The sequence below is a fragment of the Candidatus Melainabacteria bacterium genome, assembly GCA_003963305.1.
GTDB lineage: Bacteria > Cyanobacteriota > Vampirovibrionia > Obscuribacterales > Obscuribacteraceae > PALSA-1081.
Map to the genome: position 1 here is coordinate 201,096 of RXJR01000023.1, position 21,402 is coordinate 222,497.

General features: G+C 48.8%; 26 protein-coding genes. 16 read left to right on the forward strand and 10 right to left on the reverse strand.

Going from position 1 to position 21,402, the window contains the following annotated elements:
- Positions 1-130 precede the first annotated feature (130 nt).
- Positions 131-346, forward strand: coding sequence for a hypothetical protein (locus EKK48_22760; GenBank protein RTL38121.1), 216 nt, complete (start codon positions 131-133; stop codon positions 344-346).
- A gap of 125 nt (positions 347-471) precedes the next feature.
- Here EKK48_22760 and EKK48_22765 read toward each other — a convergent pair whose 3' ends face one another.
- Both EKK48_22765 and EKK48_22770 read right to left on the reverse strand, forming a co-directional pair.
- Positions 472-1,230: a hypothetical protein gene (locus tag EKK48_22765; GenBank protein ID RTL38122.1), complete on the reverse strand. Its 759-nt coding sequence runs from the start codon at positions 1,228-1,230 to the stop codon at positions 472-474.
- 5 nt (positions 1,231-1,235) lie between these two features.
- On the reverse strand, positions 1,236-2,195 hold the full coding sequence (locus EKK48_22770; protein ID RTL38123.1) for a universal stress protein: 960 nt from the start codon (positions 2,193-2,195) through the stop codon (positions 1,236-1,238).
- Positions 2,196-2,488: 293 nt separating this feature from the next.
- Here EKK48_22770 and EKK48_22775 point away from each other — a divergent pair, with 293 nt between their 5' ends.
- The 3 genes from EKK48_22775 (at position 2,489) to EKK48_22785 (ending at position 5,223) form a co-directional block, all read left to right on the forward strand.
- A complete protein-coding gene (locus tag EKK48_22775; GenBank protein ID RTL38124.1) occupies positions 2,489-2,998 on the forward strand; it encodes an Hsp20/alpha crystallin family protein in 510 nt (169 codons plus the stop codon).
- 167 nt (positions 2,999-3,165) lie between these two features.
- Positions 3,166-4,731: an MBL fold metallo-hydrolase gene (locus EKK48_22780; protein RTL38125.1), complete on the forward strand. Its 1,566-nt coding sequence runs from the start codon at positions 3,166-3,168 to the stop codon at positions 4,729-4,731.
- Between the two features lie 36 nt (positions 4,732-4,767).
- Entirely contained in the window at positions 4,768-5,223 is a 456-nt protein-coding gene (locus EKK48_22785) for a cytochrome c (protein ID RTL38126.1), read from the forward strand.
- A gap of 64 nt (positions 5,224-5,287) precedes the next feature.
- Here the strand turns inward: EKK48_22785 and EKK48_22790 are convergent, their stop codons facing one another.
- The 3 genes from EKK48_22790 to EKK48_22800 form a co-directional block, all read right to left on the reverse strand.
- The gene (locus EKK48_22790; GenBank protein ID RTL38127.1) at positions 5,288-5,689 is read right to left on the reverse strand and encodes a hypothetical protein; all 402 of its coding nucleotides are present in this window, start codon (positions 5,687-5,689) and stop codon (positions 5,288-5,290) included.
- A gap of 105 nt (positions 5,690-5,794) precedes the next feature.
- Positions 5,795-6,133 (reverse strand): cytochrome c, encoded by a 339-nt coding sequence (locus EKK48_22795; protein RTL38128.1) that lies wholly within the window; start codon positions 6,131-6,133, stop codon positions 5,795-5,797.
- A 24-nt stretch (positions 6,134-6,157) separates the two neighbouring features.
- Positions 6,158-6,652 (reverse strand): universal stress protein, encoded by a 495-nt coding sequence (locus EKK48_22800; GenBank protein ID RTL38129.1) that lies wholly within the window; start codon positions 6,650-6,652, stop codon positions 6,158-6,160.
- 188 nt (positions 6,653-6,840) lie between these two features.
- Here EKK48_22800 and EKK48_22805 point away from each other — a divergent pair, with 188 nt between their 5' ends.
- Positions 6,841-7,605, forward strand: a complete 765-nt coding sequence (locus tag EKK48_22805; protein RTL38130.1) for a tetratricopeptide repeat protein — start codon at positions 6,841-6,843, stop codon at positions 7,603-7,605.
- Between the two features lie 5 nt (positions 7,606-7,610).
- Here EKK48_22805 and EKK48_22810 read toward each other — a convergent pair whose 3' ends face one another.
- The 3 genes from EKK48_22810 to EKK48_22820 form a co-directional block, all read right to left on the reverse strand.
- Positions 7,611-7,979: an ArsR family transcriptional regulator gene (locus tag EKK48_22810; protein RTL38131.1), complete on the reverse strand. Its 369-nt coding sequence runs from the start codon at positions 7,977-7,979 to the stop codon at positions 7,611-7,613.
- Between the two features lie 214 nt (positions 7,980-8,193).
- Entirely contained in the window at positions 8,194-8,745 is a 552-nt protein-coding gene (locus EKK48_22815; GenBank protein ID RTL38132.1) for a universal stress protein, read from the reverse strand.
- Positions 8,745-9,413 carry a universal stress protein gene (locus EKK48_22820; protein RTL38133.1) on the reverse strand — a complete coding sequence of 223 codons (669 nt, stop codon included), beginning with the start codon at positions 9,411-9,413 and terminating at the stop codon, positions 8,745-8,747. Before EKK48_22820 ends, EKK48_22815 begins: the two co-directional genes overlap by 1 nt.
- A gap of 219 nt (positions 9,414-9,632) precedes the next feature.
- Here EKK48_22820 and EKK48_22825 point away from each other — a divergent pair, with 219 nt between their 5' ends.
- The gene (locus tag EKK48_22825) at positions 9,633-10,127 is read left to right on the forward strand and encodes a universal stress protein (GenBank protein RTL38134.1); all 495 of its coding nucleotides are present in this window, start codon (positions 9,633-9,635) and stop codon (positions 10,125-10,127) included.
- 25 nt (positions 10,128-10,152) lie between these two features.
- Here EKK48_22825 and EKK48_22830 read toward each other — a convergent pair whose 3' ends face one another.
- A complete protein-coding gene (locus tag EKK48_22830) occupies positions 10,153-10,779 on the reverse strand; it encodes a rhomboid family intramembrane serine protease (GenBank protein RTL38135.1) in 627 nt (208 codons plus the stop codon).
- Between the two features lie 151 nt (positions 10,780-10,930).
- On the opposite strand from EKK48_22830, the gene EKK48_22835 reads away from it, so the two are divergent.
- The 10 genes from EKK48_22835 (at position 10,931) to EKK48_22880 (ending at position 20,453) form a co-directional block, all read left to right on the forward strand.
- Positions 10,931-11,425: a universal stress protein gene (locus tag EKK48_22835; GenBank protein ID RTL38136.1), complete on the forward strand. Its 495-nt coding sequence runs from the start codon at positions 10,931-10,933 to the stop codon at positions 11,423-11,425.
- Complete coding sequence (locus EKK48_22840) at positions 11,418-12,032, forward strand: hydrogenase maturation protease (GenBank protein RTL38137.1); 615 nt, start codon at positions 11,418-11,420, stop codon at positions 12,030-12,032. Before EKK48_22835 ends, EKK48_22840 begins: the two co-directional genes overlap by 8 nt.
- The gene (locus tag EKK48_22845; protein RTL38138.1) at positions 12,014-12,406 is read left to right on the forward strand and encodes a hydrogenase maturation nickel metallochaperone HypA; all 393 of its coding nucleotides are present in this window, start codon (positions 12,014-12,016) and stop codon (positions 12,404-12,406) included. Before EKK48_22840 ends, EKK48_22845 begins: the two co-directional genes overlap by 19 nt.
- Complete coding sequence (gene hypB, locus EKK48_22850) at positions 12,387-13,082, forward strand: hydrogenase accessory protein HypB (GenBank protein ID RTL38139.1); 696 nt, start codon at positions 12,387-12,389, stop codon at positions 13,080-13,082. Before EKK48_22845 ends, hypB begins: the two co-directional genes overlap by 20 nt.
- Positions 13,083-13,251: 169 nt before the next feature.
- Positions 13,252-14,304: a hydrogenase gene (locus tag EKK48_22855; protein ID RTL38140.1), complete on the forward strand. Its 1,053-nt coding sequence runs from the start codon at positions 13,252-13,254 to the stop codon at positions 14,302-14,304.
- Positions 14,294-15,157, forward strand: coding sequence for an oxidoreductase (locus EKK48_22860; GenBank protein ID RTL38141.1), 864 nt, complete (start codon positions 14,294-14,296; stop codon positions 15,155-15,157). Before EKK48_22855 ends, EKK48_22860 begins: the two co-directional genes overlap by 11 nt.
- Positions 15,147-15,923 carry a hypothetical protein gene (locus EKK48_22865; protein RTL38142.1) on the forward strand — a complete coding sequence of 259 codons (777 nt, stop codon included), beginning with the start codon at positions 15,147-15,149 and terminating at the stop codon, positions 15,921-15,923. The genes EKK48_22860 and EKK48_22865 overlap by 11 nt, the downstream gene beginning before the upstream one ends.
- A gap of 116 nt (positions 15,924-16,039) precedes the next feature.
- A complete protein-coding gene (locus tag EKK48_22870; protein RTL38143.1) occupies positions 16,040-17,359 on the forward strand; it encodes a Ni/Fe hydrogenase subunit alpha in 1,320 nt (439 codons plus the stop codon).
- Positions 17,360-17,499: 140 nt separating this feature from the next.
- On the forward strand, positions 17,500-17,907 hold the full coding sequence (locus tag EKK48_22875) for a ribosome-associated translation inhibitor RaiA (protein ID RTL38144.1): 408 nt from the start codon (positions 17,500-17,502) through the stop codon (positions 17,905-17,907).
- Positions 17,908-18,089: 182 nt separating this feature from the next.
- Positions 18,090-20,453 (forward strand): nitric-oxide reductase large subunit, encoded by a 2,364-nt coding sequence (locus EKK48_22880; GenBank protein RTL38145.1) that lies wholly within the window; start codon positions 18,090-18,092, stop codon positions 20,451-20,453.
- 123 nt (positions 20,454-20,576) lie between these two features.
- On the opposite strand, the gene EKK48_22885 is transcribed toward EKK48_22880, so the two are convergent.
- Positions 20,577-21,137 carry a universal stress protein gene (locus EKK48_22885; protein RTL38146.1) on the reverse strand — a complete coding sequence of 187 codons (561 nt, stop codon included), beginning with the start codon at positions 21,135-21,137 and terminating at the stop codon, positions 20,577-20,579.
- Between the last annotated feature and the right edge of the window lie 265 nt (positions 21,138-21,402).

Here is a 21,402-nt window from a genome sequence, read left to right on the forward strand (position 1 = left end):
CCTTACGCATAGACCAAGTTTAGACAATCGACAACCATGAGTTGTCCTCCCTGCGGACGATATAACGCTGTGCCGAACGGACTAAACTTGAATCAATACCAGATAGACATTCAAGTTGGAGCATAGCGTTATGGAACCGCGTGTATCTAAAGCGAAATTGAAAGCTTCCCAAAAGCATGAAGAAGAAAGCAGTTACTCCGAGTGCATGCTGGCGAAAGTAATTGCAAAATTGGCCGTTGGCGAACAGTACCATGACCCGGAAATCGATCAGGAAATTGCTCAGCCGCAACACAAGCAGAGTAAAGCGAAGAAGAAACGCGTGATCGTATTGCGGAACGCACGGTAGGAGTGATTGGACGGGTGCGCTCCATTGCACCCGGGACGAGTGCGCTCCATGCACCCAAGACGGTGCGCTCCATTGCACCCGGGACGGTGCGCTCCATGCACCCGGAGTCGAATGTGCGGATGTACTTACTCGTGAATATTTCTTCTGCGGTTCGTAACCACGGCTGTCTGCATAAGACGAGAAGTGAGAAAACTGCCGGCGATGGCGCCAGCCCAAATGTTTGATCCCGTTAAAACAAGCGCAGCTACTCCGCCTGTCAGAGCTCCAGCAAGAATAGGAGTGTGGCAGAGAACGCTTTTGAATACAGAGGGATGACTGCTCCAAACACAGACGATCTGAGAGCAAATCTCAACTGAGGCAGGAGGAATGACCTGCTTCCAGAATAGCTGGCGGCGCGGCAGACTGATGGGATGAGGCATCGAAGCCAACGCCTCCGAGATCAATTGCGTACAATAGAATGCTTTACCATTCTTATCATCGAAGGTAATGTTGAAAGGCTTACCGAGTGCCTTTCGAACGAACGCCACAGCAGCGTCTCGGTCAGCCTGGTCAACATATTGAGGTCTATACACGGCTGCATCAGTTGTCTCCAGAAAATCGTTCAGGCTGATTTCAGCCACGTGTGACTTTCGCCCTGAGTCAATAACTACGCCATTTCCGACGTACATCGCAGAATGAATCCAGCTCGTTTTGAAAAAGATTCCAGCCATCAATTGGGAGCACGGGAAGGCGCTATTGCAATCAAGCAAGATGTCGCCTGACTCGACGATTTTCTTAACTTCTTCCCGTGCTTTTGCAGTCAATTGATAGCGGGGCGCGACGCTGACTTTCGCCTCAATCATCTTCAGCGCAAGCTTCCAAAGTAGATTCTTTCTTTTTCGCATTGCCTTCAGCGTGTGTGTGAAGCAACTATTTCCTGATCTTTCAAGAACTGTGACTCCTGAGTCAGCTCAGTGGAACTACTAGCCAAATTTTCCTCTGGATAAAACATAACGTTGGGCAACGTCCATGTCTTCAAGAATGAACTAGTTGGAATTCCCAAAACGGACAGACGCTTGTTACAAATCTTCTCTGTGGGCAAAACAAACAAATCTTCTTCAGCAGCCTCAATCTCAACCCCTGTTATTCCATTTGTCGAGAAGTGTTCATCAACCGCTCCGCCAACACCAATCAAATCGATCTCGATATTGGCTAATTCGGGATGAGAAGTTCGCAGATTCGGAAGCAGCTTAGCAGCCGGCTCTTCATTGCCACCGCTGGAGAGGCAAACAAGTTTCGGTTTCAGACCAAGTCGATTGGCAAGATTTAGCGATTCATCTATAAAGCGGAAATTCAGATGCTCTACAGATACGAGAATCTTCAGATTAGCCCATTCCTTGCACTCGCCCTGCACCACAAGCAGTGGCTTGCTGCATAAAGTCGACAATTTTTCTGCTAATGAATAGCGGAATTGAGTCGTTGTGTCGGCATGGCTCTCGTCTAACACAAGAGGTCTGTGTCCCACGACCAGCAGGTCAAAATCACTGGCGCGACGGCAAAGTTCATCGAGTGGATCACCATCAACGATAAGGCACTCGACAGCAGGGAAAACCGCTTCGAATTTTTCTGCCAGCTTCTTTCCTAAATCTCGCAACGACTGACATATCAATTCATACGCAGCGACATACATTCCACTGCCTACAAGCCCGGCACGCTCACAGCCGAACATCGCCCAGGTCTTTTTAATATCGACGACGTGTACTGCCACCAGTTTCGACGCTGTCTTCTGAGCCAGATTCCGCGCCACCTGAGCGGCTTGATAAGATTGCTCCGAGCCGCTTAAAGCCAGCAATATGGATTTTGTATTCATGACTGTTCCTCCAGTGCTATTGCTAGATTGGCAGCCCAGCACCAATTCTTCATCAATCAAGCGGATTATTTTCAGGCACTACTGCTGAGCTACGAATCATTCCGTAGGTCATTCGGGCGGATGATACTCGGCACCGCGCTTGCGGAGTATCTTTTGAACATCCGGCGACAAGATCAATGCCGGAATCAAATAACTACCTGGACGAGAGGACGAAAGAGCGACTCTACAAGAGCATCTTCGTCAAACGGTAACACGGCAAAAACATGCACAAATCATGAAGAGAGGAGAACATTATGTTCAATCTAAAACCATGGAGTCACAAGCGCACGCCTGCTAGAGTCGAAGAAGACCATCCTGTTTATGCATTGCAGAAAGAAATGAACAAGGTTTTTGAGAACTTCTTCCGCTATCCAGGATTCGGCGATTTTGCCGATCTGGGATCACTAGACAAAGAGTTTCTGTCAGCAGAATTAGCTCCTCGAATCGACATGGTCGAAACAGAGAAAGAAGTTGTCATAAAAGTCGAACTTCCTGGCATGAACGAAAAAGACATCAATGTATCGGTGAACAACGAACTGCTCACAATCTCAGGCGAAAAGAAACAAGAGAAAGAGCAGTCGGAAAAAGGCTGGTATCGAATGGAGCGTCAGTACGGTTCGTTCTGCCGAAACATTCCGCTGCCATACGAAGTTGAAAGCGACAAAGTAGATGCCGTTTATAAAAACGGAATTCTTTCACTGAAATTGCCTAAATCGGCGGTGCAGCAGAAAGCCGCGAAGCGCATCGAAGTGAAGAGCGCTTAGAACCTGAGTGCGCTGATTGAGCTTTTGTCGCTGACAGTCGGTGGCAATTGCCTGTGCACGCTCAATACAGCCCGTGATACAGCGGCGGCTGATCCACTGAACTGAACTGAATTGAGTAATTTACTCCAGCGGTTCATCAGTGAATCAGCCGCTTCAACGCGTCCGCGATGGATCAGTGGGCCAGAAGCTTCAACGCGCCACGATGGGACAGTGGGCCAGCCGCTTCAACGCGCCACGATGTCAACAACGAGATGGTCGTACAATTAGAACTCAGGGAGTTCACTTTGTTATCTCAAAATTCGACATCAAAGAGTTCAGACGAAAACCGCAGTGTGCTAGAAGTGACCTTGCACGGAGCCGCGCAAGAAGTAACGGGCTCCTGTTATTTGCTTGAAACGGCGAACGCCAGAGTTTTGATTGACTGCGGAATGTTCCAGGGGTCTGAACGACTCGAAAGAAAAAACAAACTTCCGCCTGAAATTCTGAACAAACCGCTCGACGCAGTGCTGCTAACTCACGGACATCTAGATCATTGCGGAAGACTGCCACTGCTTATCAGAGCAGGCTATACAGGTCCGATTTACGCCACGGAAGGAACCAGCGAAATTGCTGAGTTGGTTCTTCGCGACGCGGCTCGCATTGCAGAAGACGACGCCAGACGCGAAAATGAAAAACGCAAAAGAAATCGCCTGAAATTGATCAAACCCTTGTTGCGCGATCATGATGTGACCGGCGTAGTTGCATTATTTGAAACAGTTGAATACGACAAAAATCTGGATGTAGCAGAAGGAATTTCAGCACGGTTTGTAGAAGCTGGACACATTCTTGGCTCATCATGCATCCAACTGAAGGTGCACGACAGGACAAACAAATCGAGAATCGTGATTTTTTCAGGCGATATTGGGCACTGGAATGATCCGATCGTAAAAGATCCTGCGCGAATTGAAAAAGCAGATCTCGTCTTCATGGAGTCAACATATGGAGATAGAACGCGTCCATCTTTAGACCAAACATTATCTGAGTTTGAATCTATTTTGAATTTGACAATTCAAAGAAACGGAAAGATTTTTATTCCGACATTTGCAGTCGGACGAGCGCAGGAGATTCTCTACCATCTAGCCAGTTTAATGCGCACACAAAAGGTTCCGCAGGTGCCTGTTTACCTCGATAGCCCCATGGCGATCGACGCCACCAATTTGTACTCTCGCCACCGGAAAGATCTGGATGAGAGATATGAAAAAATGACATTGAACGAGCAGTTGGAGCGGGATCTCGCAACTTTCACAACGTGCGAGACCGCCGAAGAATCAAAAGCATTGAACTCTTTGGACGGACCTTGCATCATTCTGGCAGGTGCAGGCATGTGTGACGCCGGTCGCATTCTTCACCACTTGCAACACGGATTAAACGACTCCGACAACACACTAATCGTGGTTGGATACCAGGCAAGAGGCTCCCTTGGACGCGAACTAATCGAAGGCGCAAAACAAGTCAAAATTCTCGGGGAAACTATCCACGTAAGGGCGACCGTTGCAAACCTGGAAGGATTTAGCGCTCACGCCGACCAGGCGGATCTGCTCAAATGGCTGCAACCCATGGTAGCAAGCAAACCGGCAATTGTATTGACTCATGGAGAAAGCCATTCCATCGATCAACTGGCATACGAAATCAAACGGAACTTCGATCTTGTTGTAAGCAAACCGAAAGCGAATGAAACAGTTAATCTTGAATAGTGCAATGTTATAGAATGGAGTCGGTTTGCTGGGAGCATGAGAACAGAAGGGGCTGTCGTGAAAAGAATCATCGCATTATTTCTACTGTGCCTGGCTGGTCAGCCAATGGTTATTCAGCCTTCGCTGGCATCTAAGTCGAAAGCGCCAAACAAATCAAACGCAAAGTCAAATTCAAATGCAGCCAGAGGGAAGCAGTTGTATCTTTCTAATGGATGTATGGATTGTCATTCCATTGATGGCCGGGGCTGTACAGAAGGAGTCAGTCTTAGCAGTGTAGGCTTGCGTCGAGATGCAGAGTTTCTCAAGGAGCAACTATTAGATCCTGAAAAGCACGTAGAAAAAAACCGCAAAGCCTTCAACTCAGAACCAAATATGATGACGAATCCTAATCTCACGCCCAAAGAGGTTGATTTGATTGTCGATTATCTGCAGACGCTAAAAAAGCCCATTCCCAAGAAGGGGCTAAAATCGAAGGACTACAACACGCTCTGAAATCTCTAGCGATTTGAACATCTCAATTAATGTCGCGCCTTCAGAACTTTGAATCACGCCACTCTCAGCAGCTCGATGAATCTCGATCCTTCAGCATGTTTACTGTCTCGTTCAAAACTCGATGAAATTCATCTACCACTGCTTCAAATTCGCACACCTCATCATCGACGCCAAATCGAAACCAGAGCTCAGTTCCCGAAGCTGTAGTTGCGCACTGAGCTATCAATGCAATTGAACACGTTTCCAACCCTGAAAGAGTCGGCACGAAGGTCATCGCCAGTTGGTTCCCCTGGCTGCGAGCGAACTGCCTGAGGAGTAACATTTGAAAAGTGTGAGTTCTTAGCGCCTCTTCCAGCATTGTGAGTACATCTGATGCGCTCAGTGATTTGAAACTATAAAATTCAGGAATATCTGTCGCGTCAAGCCACTTACAGATGCGCAAACACCTCTTACACCGTTCTTCCATCGAGCCACCCTGTATCAGCGCACATTCTCAGAATAAAACATGCGAAGCCGCTGGCAATCAACCAGCAGGATGATTGACTGAACTTACTTCAGTTATTGACCGAATCTACTTCAGCTTCCGAACATAGTTATAGAGCGCCTTCAAATCAGCTTCACTTTTGACGATGGTCTTCCAGGGCGGCATTTGCGCGTGCTGCGCTGCCAAAAACTTTTTGAAGACGGCTTCAGAGGTGATTTTATCCGAGTTGACTATTTTCTTGTCCGGATTAATCATGTTGCCGCCTGTCTGGTGGCACGGCTCGCAGCTCGCCATGTACAGATATGCACCGCGGTCGGAATTTTTCTTAGACTGGCTCTTCTTATTTGCCGCCGGCGACACAAGCGGAAAAACAACAAGCATCAACGCAACCAGCGAAAGCATCTTCAACGAACTAGTCTGTTTCATTCAATACCTGTTTTGCAACCGATGCTACGACGCCTGTGAATCACAATAGCCGTAACGAGCCCGCGAATTTTCCTTATCTGAGTGCGTCGACAACTCTTTGATCTTCTCTGATGGAACACGAACGATGATAACAGTTGACCTCGTTTTTCCCAATACGGACAGCGCAACACTACCCAGCCGAGTTTGGTGGGGGTCATGATGGCTATGCGAACCTAGAACAATCAAATCAGCTGGCCATTGGGCGGCTTCCTCCAGAATTTCATTCTGAGGATCACCACGCTTTACAACACAGGATACCGTGACGCTCGGCAATAAAGCGTTGATTTTCTTCGACATCTCATTAAGAAGCCTCATTGCCGCAACGTGCGCTGTTTGCTCCCAGAGGGCTTCCGGATAAACATCGTCGGCTAAAGGCTCTACCACATGGCAAAGTCTGAAGTGCGTTTTCGCGGTCCAGCGATGATTAACTAGAAAATCCGTCATCACCTTGGCGTAAGCTGAACCATCTACTGGAACCAATATGTTCGTCACAGCTCTATCCCCGCATGAAACCACACTTTGATGCTATCTGTATGCGAGGCTAAACGCCTCCATCTTGCGGAGGATCCTCCTCATCAGTAGAAAGCAGCCTGGCTGGACGCGGTCACTCTATTGAACGATGCCGACAGCACCGGCCTGAACCTAAAATGATCTTGCCGCTCAGGTGAATGCTCATGTCAAATTTACTCCTCAATTTCTTAACCTCGCTCTTGATCGTCTCCGGAGCACCGGCTATGCCGGAGCCAAACATCGATACGAACGGCGAAGTCTTGCGCGGCAGCGCTGAAGAAAAGCTAGAGTACATGTACAACCACTGCAAAACTTATGACGACGTTCGTCGTTTAGCCAGAGGTTTCGAGCAACTCGCCAACAGTTACGACGCAGCCGGACGGTCGGTCAATGCTGAACTCGCCTACATCCTGGCGATACGCTTCCTGGAAAGCGCGTTTACGAGCTCTGACCCGGATATCGGGTTAGCATACGAACAGCTGGCCGGACATTACGCTTCCCTTGGTGAACACGCCCTGGCCAGAAAGGCTAACGCGAAAGCGATTTCAAATCTGCGGCACAATCGCGCCAATTATCCTGTTGAACTCGCAGTTGCTCTGCATAACGAAGCATGGCTGGATATGCAAGAACATCGTTACGAGAGAGCGGAGAAATATCTTCGCGAAAGTCTGGCAATAACCAGAGAAAAACTCGGACCTTCTCACTTACTCGTGGGCATGCTGGACAATTCCCTCGGCGATTTGTACATCGAACGAAATGATTATGTTCGAGCCGAACCGTTTCTCAAAGAAGCTTTAGAGATAGTTCGCAAAAATCCCGGCAACGAAAAACTGCAACAGGTGATCAAAGAGAACTACATCAGCGTTCTCAAAGTCAATCACAAATACAGCGCAGCCAAAAAACTACAAGAAACTCCGCACTAGGATACTCAAAGCTGCTTAAGCGCATTGTGTATATCTGTCAAATGATTCTGGAAAAGTTGTTTCGCGACATCTAAAAGTTCGAAGACAGTCGGATCAACACATGAATAATAAATGTTGTTGCCCTGCTTGCGTGCGATCACCAGCTGTTTGCTTTTCAGAACAGCCAATTGTTGGGAGACGTTGGGCATTTCAACGTCGAGCCTGTCACGTATTTCAGAGACCGTTAGCTCTTCGGAGCGCAGTTCATCCAGAATTCTGATTCGTAGCGGATTAGCAAGAGCCTTGAAAAAATCCGCTTTGAACTGCACCAATTTCTCACGATGTTCGGCAGTCACACGTTCGACTTTTCCCGAGTTTTTCTTTTTCGTCGGCATCCTGACCTGTGAACGAGCGAGCTTTTATGCTTCCTGCAAGCTCTTATGTTTCCTGAGAGCTCTTATTTTTCCGGCGAGCTCTTCTGCTTCCTGCGAGTTCTGTAATCCCCCGCGTTCAGCAATTCTAGCCTGTCCAGGCAGCAAAACTAAGAGTCTCGCCCTTTTCTGAAACGAATCTCATTCACATTCCCGAGTACAACCCGAGTAGACCAGCTCAATGCGACGAAACTGCTGATTTATGTTTGTGAGCCTTCTCACTGTCCTTTTCTTTTGCCGATTCCTTTTCTTTTACAGCTTCCTTCTCTTTTGCCGTTTCCTTCTCTTCCAGCGGCTTCAGTCTAATCAACTGAATCGAGCACGCACAATATTGCGATACCAGGCGAGCGACACTGCCTCTGAAGAAGCGGTTGGGAGAGGCACCATGAGCACCAATGACGATGCGATCGGCCATCCATTCAGTTGCAACATTAGTGATCTCCTCTTTGGGATCACCGGTGCAAACTTCAACGCTCACCTTAACATCAGGGCAAGCCTTGTGAATGACCTTCTTCGCCCTGTGCACAATTTCGTCAGCAATTTTCTCTCTGTGTTTAAAGAACTCTGCCGCTTCTTTGTTCCATTCGATGCACGGAACGCATTCCCACTGCAAGGGTTTAATGACTGTCAGAACTTTGATTTGAGTACCAGACGGCCAATGAGATGTCGATACCTTATCCAGGATTTGATCGGCATAGTCAGTCTGATCAATTGCAACTATGACTTTCATTATGGTTTCGTTGCCCCCGACGCGACAGGCTCAGTTACAGATTTCTGCTCTTCCTTCGTGACGCATTTTTCCTTTCCAGTTATCTTATGTTTGATGATTTCAACTGAACAAGGTGCGTGTGCTGCAACTCTTTCTGCAACGCTGCCCAGGAAGAATCGGCTAAAGCCGCGTCGACCATGCGAGCCTACAACGACGAGATCAGCGCCCCAAGATTCGGCGTCATCGATGATCGATTCAGCAACCGGGCCTAAAACAGTGTCACCGCAAACTGCATATTTTGGAAACGCAGCTTGCATTTCTTTGATCTTATCTTTGACTCTCATCTGGCATAACTTTTCAAACTCAACCTGAGCCGTAACCGCGGGCTCCATATACATTCCGCCAAAGCTGGGCTGCATATAAATAGGTTCGACAACCGTGAGAATTCGAAACTCTGCGTTATCAGGCCATGTTCGCTCAAGTAAGGAATGAAAAGCGAGATCGGAGCACTCAGACTCGTCGAGCGCGATTAGAACTTTCATTGTTAAGCCCTCTGTTTGGTCAACATTCAAATTTTCGCAAACAGTGTCGACGATGACATCATCCCCGGTGCGTATTACGCGTTTCATTCGCTGAAGATTCTTGACTTTTGTGACTTTTATCCGAACTCTCCGGCAACGTATACTCATCCCAAAAGATGATGTTGCCTCTCAGGTCCATGAGCTACACTTTAAATGTAAAAAGGAAGTGCCAAACGGGATGGCAAGGAGCTGGAGCATAAGTTATCAACAATAGAAAAGCGACCTCACCCAAAGCCCGATTCTCTTAAGAACCAACAAACGGGGTGATGAGTCGCTTTTCACGTGCAGTTGAGGGCTTAAATTTCGTTCTGTCTGTGGAGTGTGTAAATGAAAGTTCTGATTGGGGTTGATAGCCTGGCCTTCAACAAAGTGACCGCGTCGTTCATCAATTCACACAATTGGAAGCCCCGCACAACCTTTCGAGTCGTACATGTGATCGAACCAGCCCTGGTACATGAAACTGATGTCAGCTTCTTACCTTTGCTCAACGAGTTGGTCGAGAGCGAAAAGAAGGCGTCACACGAACTGGTTCAGGATTTAGCACAACAGATCAAGGTTTCACACCTTGACTCGCCGCAGATAATCACTGAAGTCATCGAAGGTCATGCCGGAGACCGCCTGATTCAAATAGCGCAAGAGTGGCCTGCCGATCTTCTACTTGTTGGATCGCATGGCAGAAAAGGTTTGACCCGCTTTGCAATGGGCAGTGTTTCATCTGCGATAGTGAGCATCGCACCTTGCTCGGTAATCGTTTTGAAATTGCCAAAGGGAAGTTCATCAGAACCAGCTAAAAATGCTGCTTCTATGTCGACAGCGAAATAGTTTCTTTCTTTCAAAGCCAGGGCTCTCAGTAGGCTTCTCTGTCTAAAGTTAGATAACCAATCATCAAGCCGCATATAAAACCGCCGACATGAGCGAAAAACGCGACCTGTACAGGCGTTTGATCGCTGGAAAAAATGGTGCTAAATCCAGTTATTACTTGCATGAAGAACCAGAAACCTAAATAGACGGCGGCTGGTATTTCGACCAGCCTCAACCAGAACCAGATCAACATCAAAGTTTTTATTCTCGATCGCGGAAAGGCGTAACAGTAGGCGCCCAGCACTCCTGAAATTGCTCCGCTTGCCCCAACCATTGGGGACGTTTCACCGGGATTGATAAGCAGTTGAACCACGGCAGCGAACAGCCGGACAAACAGTAGAGCACAATAAACTCCAGGTGCCCCAGCCTGTCTTCTACAGCCCGCCCGAATATCCACAAAAACCACATATTGCCGAGCAGGTGCCCCCAGCCCAGGTGCAAAAACATTGAAGTCGATGCAGCCACAAAAAAATGAGGGATTGTACTGAATGCAGTTGCTGGAACCAATCCAAAAGTCTGGAACAATTGCTCGATAGCGGTGTTGGATAAAGATGCTTCGTATAGAAACACGAAGAAGTTCGCAACAACGATGCCGAACAAGAAAATCGGCCAGGACTTGATATCGACTGAATCATCGAGCGGAAACAAGGTATTTTTAACTCCACTGTCATCCTTTTGGACGACGCAATGTCTGTCTTGCGGTCGATGACCCCAGCTTCTTGTTTTGTCATGATCGTCAGGTAATCTGCACAGGAAGAACGGAAATGAAGATTATCGTTGCCGTAGAAGACAAAACTTACGCACAGGCTATTACAGATTGTATCTGTTCTATGGACTGGGACGAAAAACCGGAATTCAAAATCATCAGCACCGTGCCACCGCTCAAGTATCCGGTTCCAGCAGTTACCGGTGTCGTGGACACAAGATTTATCGAAGTCCAGGAAGAGCGTCGTCGAGCCGCCAAAAGTCTGGTTCTCGGTGTAGGAAGCCAACTGGCACAACACGTTCCGCATGCCACGGTGGAAGATATTGTTGAAGATGGCGACCCGAAAATGAAAATTCTCGATCTAGCCTCGGAATGGCAAGCAGATCTCATCGTCATGGGGTCTCACAGCCGGAACAGCTTAGAACGACTGCTCGTGGGCAGCACATCGCTAGCTGTTTTATCGCACTCACCTTGCTCGGTCTTAATTGTTAAACTAGCCAAATTGGAAGAGAAAACAATAGTAACTGCCGGGGCAAACGAAAAGAATGACTGACAGAACCAATGCCGCTGAGGGCGCTCAAGCCATCGATGGCACTCAAACGATCGAAGGCACTGAAACGATCGAAGGCACTGAATTAGTCTCATTGCAAAGAACGCTAACTGAGCGATACCCCATTGGTTTAGCGACAATTGGCAATTCGCTGAGAGCAGACGACGACATCGCCTCGCGCGTTTGCGACGCATTGCCTGCTGCGGCATTAAAGTATGTATGCAGATATGACCTGGGTACCTACACAAGTTTTCTCGGGGAATGTTTGCGCAAACACAAAGCAGCCATAGTCATAGATGCAACGGAAAACGGCACCACCACCGGTGCACTTACGATTATAAAAATTGAAGCATTATTGAAGGGTGATAGAAGCATAAAGGTAAGCTCATCGCATGGATTCTCATTTCTGGATGAATTGAGGCTCTACCACAGGTCGACAGAACTTCCAAGTCAGTTTTATTTCTTCGGAATCGAGGCGAAGTCAATCGACTGGAGTGAAAACCTCAGCCCCGAACTCGAAGCTAAAATTCCGCAATTGGCACAGTCACTGGAATCTCTGATTGAGAGTGTACTGGAGACATTGAACAAAAAATGCATGAAGCGAGCATAGCTGACGCCATACTTCAATCTGCATCTGCAAAACTTCTGACTACGCCGGAGGCTCTGCAGATAACTAAAGTGCGAGTTTCAGTCGGGGAATTCCGTAACGTAGACCCAGAATCTCTGCAGTTTGCGTTTGACAACATGAAATCGCAGTACGAGGGAATGGCGGACTGCCAATTGGAGATAGAGACAGTCAACGCCGAAGCTACCTGTCAATCAAATGAACATTCTTATCATCCGCAATTCGAAAACGCGTTTTGCTGTCAAATATGCGGAAGTGGAATCGGTCGCATGATTCGTGGTGAAGAGTTGAACATTGTCAGCGTGCGCATGGAAACAGGTAAAATGAAGGAGCGAGAAAATGCACGAATCGGTAGATGAACACCAGTTAGAGCGAATTTTACAGAACAATGAAGATCTAGCTCTTCACAATCGCGAGCACTTCGACGAACTGGGCGTACTCGCCGTCAATTTGATGAGTGCACCAGGTGCGGGCAAGACGACGCTTCTCGAAAAGACATTAACCAGTCTGACAAACGATTGGCGCTGTTCTGTCATCGAAGGTGATATGGTCGGAGAGCTTGATGCAGACAGATTGCGCCGGAACGGCGTGGATGTGACTCAAATTTCTACAGGCAGGAGCTGTCACTTAGACGCCCAAATGGTGGCACGAGTTCTGCACGCAAAGGCGTTTTCAGGAGTTGATTTCTTATTCATCGAAAATGTCGGAAATCTGGTTTGCCCAGCAGAGTTTCCGCTCGGCGAACACCGGCGCGTAGTGCTCTTGTCAGTAACCGAAGGTGATGACAAACCGATTAAGTATCCAGTTATTTTTCATCGCTGTGATGCGGTTATATTCACGAAATGTGATTTGCTGCCCTATGTCAAATTCGATATCGAGCGCGCCACAAAACATTTGAAGAACTTGAATCCTCTGGTTCATTGCTTCTCGATATCAGCCGTGACTGGTCAGGGTATGGATGAATGGATTGCATGGTTGTCACGAGAGCTTAGCGAAAACAAAGCCAATAGCCCATTGGTGACCCACCAGCGGTGATGATAGTGCTCCATCAATACTCTCGGAATGAAAGCTAGTTCTTCATTCAGGCTCATCAGTACGATTTTAAACGGTGCAGTCGGCAGTGCAAGATTGCATTCGTTCCTTTGGTCGATGTCGATCGATCCTACATTCAGTTTAATTAGAAAGTCAGTGATTAGGTGTTGCTGTGAAACAACGTTTTGTTCTCGCCAAAGAATCTTTCCATCATCTCTTTTCGGCGTTGCGCGATCTGGGAAAAGTCTATGCGCCGGTGAAAGTCTCAGAACAGTCTTATGCTTTTCGTTCGGTGAAAAAACCAGAAGAGATTTGTTTCGAGGCTCTAAGAACCATTCTGCCGCCAAAGAAATTCTTCTATCCCACAGACGAAACGCTTATCACTTACGACAAAGAGAATATCTATGAGCATGACGCAGATATCGAGTTTGTCGTTCTGTTCGGCGTGCATCCATGCGACCTGGCCGGTCTTGGAATTATGGATACAATCTTCGCGGCTGGTCCCGCTGACAGTCACTATCTGTCAAAGCGAGAAGCGAGTCTGATTGTCGGTATGTCATGTATGCCCGACAAACACTGCTTCTGTCAATCGATGGGCACAGACAGTCCAAAAGAAGGTTACGACCTTTTCCTCACTGATATCGGCGACGCGCTTTACATTGACGTTGAAACGGTGGCAGGACTGTCGGCGCTTGATCCTGTTTTGGAATATCTGACTCCTGCAACGGACGGCGATCGCGCACGATACAAAGATTTTTGGAACAAGCGCGCCGAAGCCTTCACAAATGGATTTACGGAAAGCAATCTTCGTTCCGTCATGCAGATGGAATGGAATAACGAAATTTGGGAAGAGCTGGGAAAACGCTGTTTGAGCTGCGGTAACTGCACACCTGTCTGTCCGACATGTTATTGCTTCGACATACTCGACATTGCCAGTTTGGATGGTGAGTCAGGCGAGCGGCACCGGCAGTGGGACAGTTGCCAGTTCGTTGCTTTCGCGCAGGTAGCCGGCGACTACAATTTCAGACCAACACCAGTAGACCGGCTCAAATACTGGTATCAACACAAATTGCATGGATTCGATGATCCTTATGGCTTCAAAACTTGCGTGGGTTGCGGACGCTGCACGGTGTCATGCCCCGCCGGTATCGACGATATTGTCGCTGTTGTGAAAGCTCTGCAAGGAAACGATTCAAAATCTGAGGCGAATCAAGATGTTATGTAGCAGCCCGCTCCTATCCGAAAAAGGCACAATCCGCTCAGTCATACCAATGACTGAAGACAACTGGCTTTTTGAATTCACAACAGAAAGCGCCAATCTCAGTGGCTGCATGCCTGGGCAATTCGTAGAGCTGTGGGTGCCTGGCGTCGGAGAGTGTCCGATTTCAGTTTGCTCCGGTCGAGTCGGTGACAGCATTCAGCTAATGGTGCGCAAAGTAGGAAGAGTTACAGACGCACTTTTCAAAATGAGAGAAGGAGATTGGGTAGGACTGCGTGGCCCGTATGGTCATGGATTTCCCATCGACAGCTACGTTGGCAGCGATCTGTGCATGATAGCCGGAGGATTGGGAGTAGCACCAATCAGATCACTGTGGCAGTACGTTCTGGATCATCGCGAAGACTATGGCAAGCTGACTTTGATTTACGGGATGCGGCACTCGGACGAACTGCTTTTCAGAAAAGAGTTCGAGCTTTTGATGCGTCGTCGCGACATTGATGTTTATATCGCCGCAGAAGAACTCATCGGTCCCGAGCTGCCACCACTTGCGGTGCAGCTGGGACGAGTCACCGATATGCTCAGAGCAGCGGCGCTCTCTGATTCGTATCAAGCAGCAATCTGCGGGCCGCCTGTAATGTACAAATATGTCATCAACGAGTTGAGACAGAAGTGCGTCCGCGACGAGAGCATCTGGTTATCTCTGGAGAGACAGATGAAATGCGGCATCGGCAAATGCGGACACTGTTTCATCGGCGGGCGCTCTACGTGCCAATCGGGTCCAGTGTTTCCACTAACTGAATTGCAACTGATGGAAGAGGTTGTTGAATTGGATTCTGGAGCGGCCACTCATGTCAAATAATCCTGCAAAACCAATTCCCAAAGTCGCTGTCGAGAGCTTGACCGGATGCGCCGGTGAATTGCTCGTCATCTTGGACAACTTAGAGAAGCTTGTGCCCTTCATTCGAATCATGAGCTTTCCATTTGCGCAAAGCAAAAATGAAGATGGTCCGCTCGATATCGCATTCGTCGAAGGCAGCGTCAGCCAACCTCATGATCTGGAAAAACTCAAAAGGATTCGCGCCAAGACGCGCTGGCTGGTTGCCATCGGCAATTGCGCAGTCTGGGGCTGTGTGCAGGCTGGTTCTTGCTCTCGCTGTCATGCTGATGACATGATGCACAGCGTTTATGGCGATACTTGCAAATTCGAAGTCATGCAGGCGAAACCATTGGAAGAGTTTGTCAAAGTTGACGTTCGTCTATCGGGATGCCCTATCAATGCCACTCAGTTTCTGTCAGTTACGGCAAGCTTGTTGAAAGATCACCTGCCATTCATCACGCATAAGCCTGTTTGCCTGGAATGCAAACTGAGAGAGACAGCTTGCGTCCTGATTGAAAAAAATCTACCCTGCCTGGGACCAGTTACTGCCGCCGGATGTGGTGCTCTCTGCCCGCGCGTCGGTGCTGCTTGCTACGGTTGCTGGGGTCCGTGCCAGGAGCCACAAATGGAGGCAATGGCGACCATTCTGCAAGAGAAAGGATACGAGCTGGATGACGTGCTTTCCAGACTGCAAACGTTTGGTGCCCCCAAAGAACTTTTCACTCGAATGGCGAGCGAGAAGAACTGAAGAGGCGCTGAAGAGGCACTGATGAGGAACCTTTGAAGAAGCGATGAAGAACTGATGAGTAAAGTAAGAAGCCAAAAGTTTGGGAACAACGAAGTGAGCAGGCGAGCAAAAAACAGATGAGCGAAATCGAGAGAACAGAAATAGAAATCCCTGAAATAAGTCGAGTCGAAGGGCATTCAGCCGTTACTGTCGATGTCGAAAACGGCAAAGTGGTTGATGTGAAGCTTGAGGTCTTCGAGGGAACTCGCTTCTTCGAACGCATTGTGCTCGGACACAAATACGATGAGATGCCGCACATAACCTCTCGAATCTGTGCAATCTGCTCTACCGGACACGTGCTAGCTGCGATTAAAGCGGTGGAAAATATCTTTCAATTCAGCCCGTCTGAAACTGAGAAACTGTTTCGAGAGCTGATGCACCTCGGAATGATCATAGAATCGCACGCGACCCATATCTGCGCCCTGGCACTACCAGACTTTGTAGGCGCTGCCGACCTCAGCGACCTTGCCGGAAAACACGAAAATGAATTTGCCATTTGGACTAGATTGCGCGATCTTGGTGCCTCCATACAAACCGTCGTCGGCGGTCGTCCGTTTCACCCCGTCAATCTGCACGCCGGTGGACTATCGCGATATCCGAGCAGGAAGGAACTGCGCCCACTGCTCGTAAAACTTGAACGCGGCACAGAAGATGCTGCCCACCTGATCACATTGCTCAAAAGCTTTAACCTGCCAACCGAAACAGAACTCGCCCCATGCTTCTTAGCACTTATTCCTGAGGGAGATTCGTACGGCTATTTCGGTAAGACCATCAAAGCCAGCGACGGATGGCAAGCACCGGTCGAAGAGTACACAACATATCTCTCTGAAAGCAGCGTCGAATATAGTCACTCCAAGCGTTCATTACTCGGTACTAAGCCATTCATGGTCGGATCGATGGCGAGATTGTTTTTCTTTTCGGAAAAGCTCGGCAAAACAGCGAAAGATATATTCGACAAAAGCCCGCTCGCCCAAAAGAACAAAAGAGTCAGCTCACTATGGAACAACTTCGCGCAGGCGATAGAAATCGTCGAAGCAATTGAGCGCGCAACAGTAATAATCGAAATTCTGCTCACAAGCACGATTGCTGGCAGCGAAAACACGGACTTTAAGAATAAGCTCAAAGCCGGTCGAGGAGTTGGTGCCGTGGAGTGCCCCAGGGGTACTCTCTATCACAGCTACACGCTCGATGAGAGCGGCAACATTACCGCAGCAGACATGATCACTCCATCTGCGCAGAACTCAGCTCATATTGAGTTAGACATACGCAAGGCGGCGGAGCTGGAACTCAAAAAGGCTCCTGACCATTTGCGCAGTACACTCGAAACACTCGTCAGAGCATACGACCCGTGCAACACATGCGCGACCCACATGGTATCAGTGAGACAGTTGAAGTAAAGCCCTAGAATTCGAATCAGTCCTGCCGAAAAGCTCGCAAAAACATCAGAATTCGAATCAGCCCTGCCGAAAAGCTCGCAAAAACATCAGAATTCGAATCAGCCCTGCGGATGATGACCTGAGACGAACCCACTGGCAAAATGGACATCAGTCTCATTTTACGGAGTCCCAACGTGAATTATCCGATTCAAATCTCGTTCCTCAACGTGGAAAGTTCTGCAGCTGTCGAGCAAATGGTGCGCCAGTCCACTGAACGGCTTTCGCGCTTTTATCCACGTATAGCAAGTATCAATGTAGCTATTGAGATGCCGCACAAGAGTCACCATTCAGGCAACATCTTTCAGGTGCGTATCGATATTTCTGTGCCGGGACAGACGATTTCAGTTGAGACTAAATCCGACAACCATGAAGAATATCAAGACGTGTACGTTGCCATTCGGGACGCATTCTTAATGGCAAGACGTCGACTGGAAGACTACGCGAAGCGAAAGCTGGATGCCCCGAAAGTGCAGGCGCACCGGGACAACCTGATAGAAAACGCACTCTAAATTGTTTGAATCTGCATAAAAATCATCCTAAAGGATGATTGCATTCGTGCACAGCGCGAAGTCAACTCCTGCGGCGCGAAGTAAGCTGAGCTGCAGCTGACTTCAGCTACAGCTCAGCTTGGCGCCCAGACTGCAATACAGTAGTCTGGGCATGGCGCATTCCTAATTGCAGGTTCACTGTAATGTCGTATCGAAGACTATGGTGGGGTCTAGCCATCGTCGTGGCCGCCTCCTTTTTGGTGCTCGGATATTTCGGTTACGAGATCTACATGCAAGCACCACCGGTTCCAGATCGCGTCGTAGTAACTGATGGACGAACACTATTTACTGGCGATGACATTCGCACCGGGCAGAGCGTCTGGCAATCGCTGGGTGGGCAAGAAGTCGGCTCAGTCTGGGGACATGGCGCGTATGTAGCGCCCGATTGGTCTGCAGATTTTCTGCATCGAGAAATCACATGCATACTCGACAAATGGGCTCTTCGAAGCGAGAGCAAAGACTTTGCAGGCAAAGATTCCGCAAGCAAAGATTTTGCAGGCAAAGACTACGCAACAAAAGAATCGGCAAGTAAAGACTACGCAAACATTGATCCCGAGCAGCAAGCTGCGCTTCGAGAGCGACTTCAGCTACTCATGCGCAAAAACACTTTTGATCCGGGCACCGGGCAACTTACAGTAGAGCCCATTCAAGCGGAAGCCATCGAAGTTGTCAGCAAACACTATACGGCTCTGTTCACGGGAGATCCGGCAACCAAAGACCTGCGAGACGCATATGCACTCCAGCCGCACGCAGTACAAAATGCTAATTCGATGCGATGCTTGAATGCATTCTTCTATTGGACAGCCTGGGCGTGTTCGACAAATCGCCCGGGCAGCGACATAACGTATACCAACAACTGGCCGGCAGAATCGCTGATCGATAACAAACCAACCGGAATGATTGTGGTCTGGTCGGTCTTCAGCTTCGTGTTTTTGCTCGCCGGAATTGGTGCACTGGCATGGTACTTCGCAGTGCAGCGCGGGCGTGAAGAAGTAAACGATCATATTCCAGATTCAGACCCGCTCCTGGGATTGAAGCCTACGCCGTCGATGCACGCAACACTCAAGTATTTCTGGATCGCTGGCGCACTACTGGTAGTGCAAGTCGGACTGGGTGCAGTCACAGCGCACTACGGTGTAGAAGGCTCAAGCTTCTATGGCATTCCGCTGGCGGATTGGCTGCCCTACGCTGTCACACGCACCTGGCACACGCAGCTCGGCATCTTGTGGATAGCTACAGTCTGGCTCGGCACAGGTCTTTTTATGGCACCCGCTGTTTCAGGAGTAGAGCCGAAGTTCCAAAAAGCTGGAGTCGATTTCCTTTTCTTCTGTCTGCTCTTGATTGTCGTAGGTTCACTGACCGGAGAATGGCTGGGAGTACAACAAAAGCTTGGATTAGAAGCGAACTTTTGGTTTGGTCACCAGGGTTATGAATACATCGACCTGGGACGATTCTGGCAGATATTCCTATTTGTAGGTCTCTTCGTTTGGCTCGCTTTGATGACACGCGGTCTCGCACCCGCGTTCAAAAATCCAAAAGAAAACAAGAGTCTGCTGGCACTTTTTTTGATATCGTCACTGGCTATAGCAGCCTTCTATGGTGCGGGTCTGCTTTATGGACAGCGCACTAATCTCGCCATTGCTGAATACTGGAGATGGTGGGTGGTTCATCTCTGGGTAGAGGGATTTTTCGAAGTCTTCGCAACTGTCGTAATCGCATTTCTGTTTACACGCATGGGTCTATTAGCAGCCGGAACAGCAACAGCCGGGGTGCTATTCTCCACAGCTATTTTTCTTGCTGGCGGAATCATCGGCACAATGCACCATCTGTACTTTAGCGGCACACCAACTCCGGTGCTTGCTTTCGGAGCTACATTCAGCGCACTGGAAGTGGTGCCACTTACGCTCATAGGTTTCGAAGGCTACGGGAATCTGACGCTCAGCAGAGCAAAACCATGGGTGAAGAGCTACGAGTGGCCAATTAATTTCTTCGTCGCAGTTGCATTTTGGAATCTGGTTGGCGCTGGGTTATTCGGCTTCTTGATCAACGCTCCCATCGCTTTATATTACATGCAGGGACTGAACACTACACCAGTGCACGGACACACTGCGCTGTTCGGAGTCTATGGCATGCTCGCCATCGGACTGATGCTGTTTTGTTTGAAAGGATTGGGCACCAAACACATCTGGAAAACAGGGTCGCTGCGCTTCGCATTTTGGGCAATCAACATTGGTCTGGCACTGATGGTTCTGATTAGCTTATTGCCGGTCGGATTGATGCAAACGTGGGCAAGTGTCGAGCACGGTTTGTGGTATGCGAGATCCGCCGAATTTTTGCAGACTGGAACCATGAATACATTGCGCTGGCTGCGCGTCATCGGCGATACCATCTTCGCTGCCGGCGTGATGTCCTTAGCCTGGTTTGTAGTTGGGCTGAAAACGGGTTGGTCAATCTCCAAAGAGCTCGACCAAAACATTCCAACTGCTGTAGCGGTGGCGCAGAAATAAGGCTCGGCGATTGCGCAGAATAATTCAGTAGACTAAACAAGCAGGAGCATTTAGGACGCTGCTGCTTGTGAGCAAACAATCTATAGATCGTCGACAAGCAGTCGACAAGCAGTTAGCAAGCCGTTAGCAAGCAGTTCTTACGTCTCGATGACTACTGGAACCGGTTACATCATCAACCGCGCATGGTGCCCGCAGCGTTACTGCCTTGGAGACCGATCCCCAAACACAGCGATCGCAGGTGTCTGATTGAAACCTTCCGATTATCAATTTTTCCGCGATCCACTCGCTGGCAACTTTGATAATTTCAGGCGGTGGATTTCCTTCTTTCAATTGAATATGAACAGAGCAATGCGGCAGAGACTGCTCGATAATTCTCTGATACCTGCGACACCTAGCTTCAATGAGATTCTTGCGCTTCTGAAACTGCCTTTCCAGAAGTTCATTCTCATCATCATCGAGTTCGTCATCGTAACTGAGTGGAAAAGGAATCACAGACAGAATTCTGAAGCTAGTACCTGCGGCCCAGTATCTGCCTAGCACCGCTGCGATTGTATCTTTACTTGCTCTTGAACCGTCTACAGCAATGATAACGCGCATTATCTTGGGACTCCATACCAAAACAGAAAAACCAACGGCCGTGTCCAAATTAAAACTCTTAGGAGAGCTGCGCCTGGCACGGCCGATTGGTTCAACTTTGGAGGTTTGGGTTTGGTTTGTCTTTCGCCTCTGTGCTTACAGTCTATGACAATGAGGACTGGTGTGTATCATCCTTTGGGATGACACCCAAAGGTCACCGGGATGAAGTGGTGGTGGTGCACTCGGGACGAGTGCGTTCCATGGCACCCGGGACGAGTGCGTTCCATGGCCAGGCGGGACGAATGGCGTTCCGGGCACTCGGGACGAGTGCGTTCCATGGCTAGGCGGGACGAATGGCGTTCCGGGCACTCGG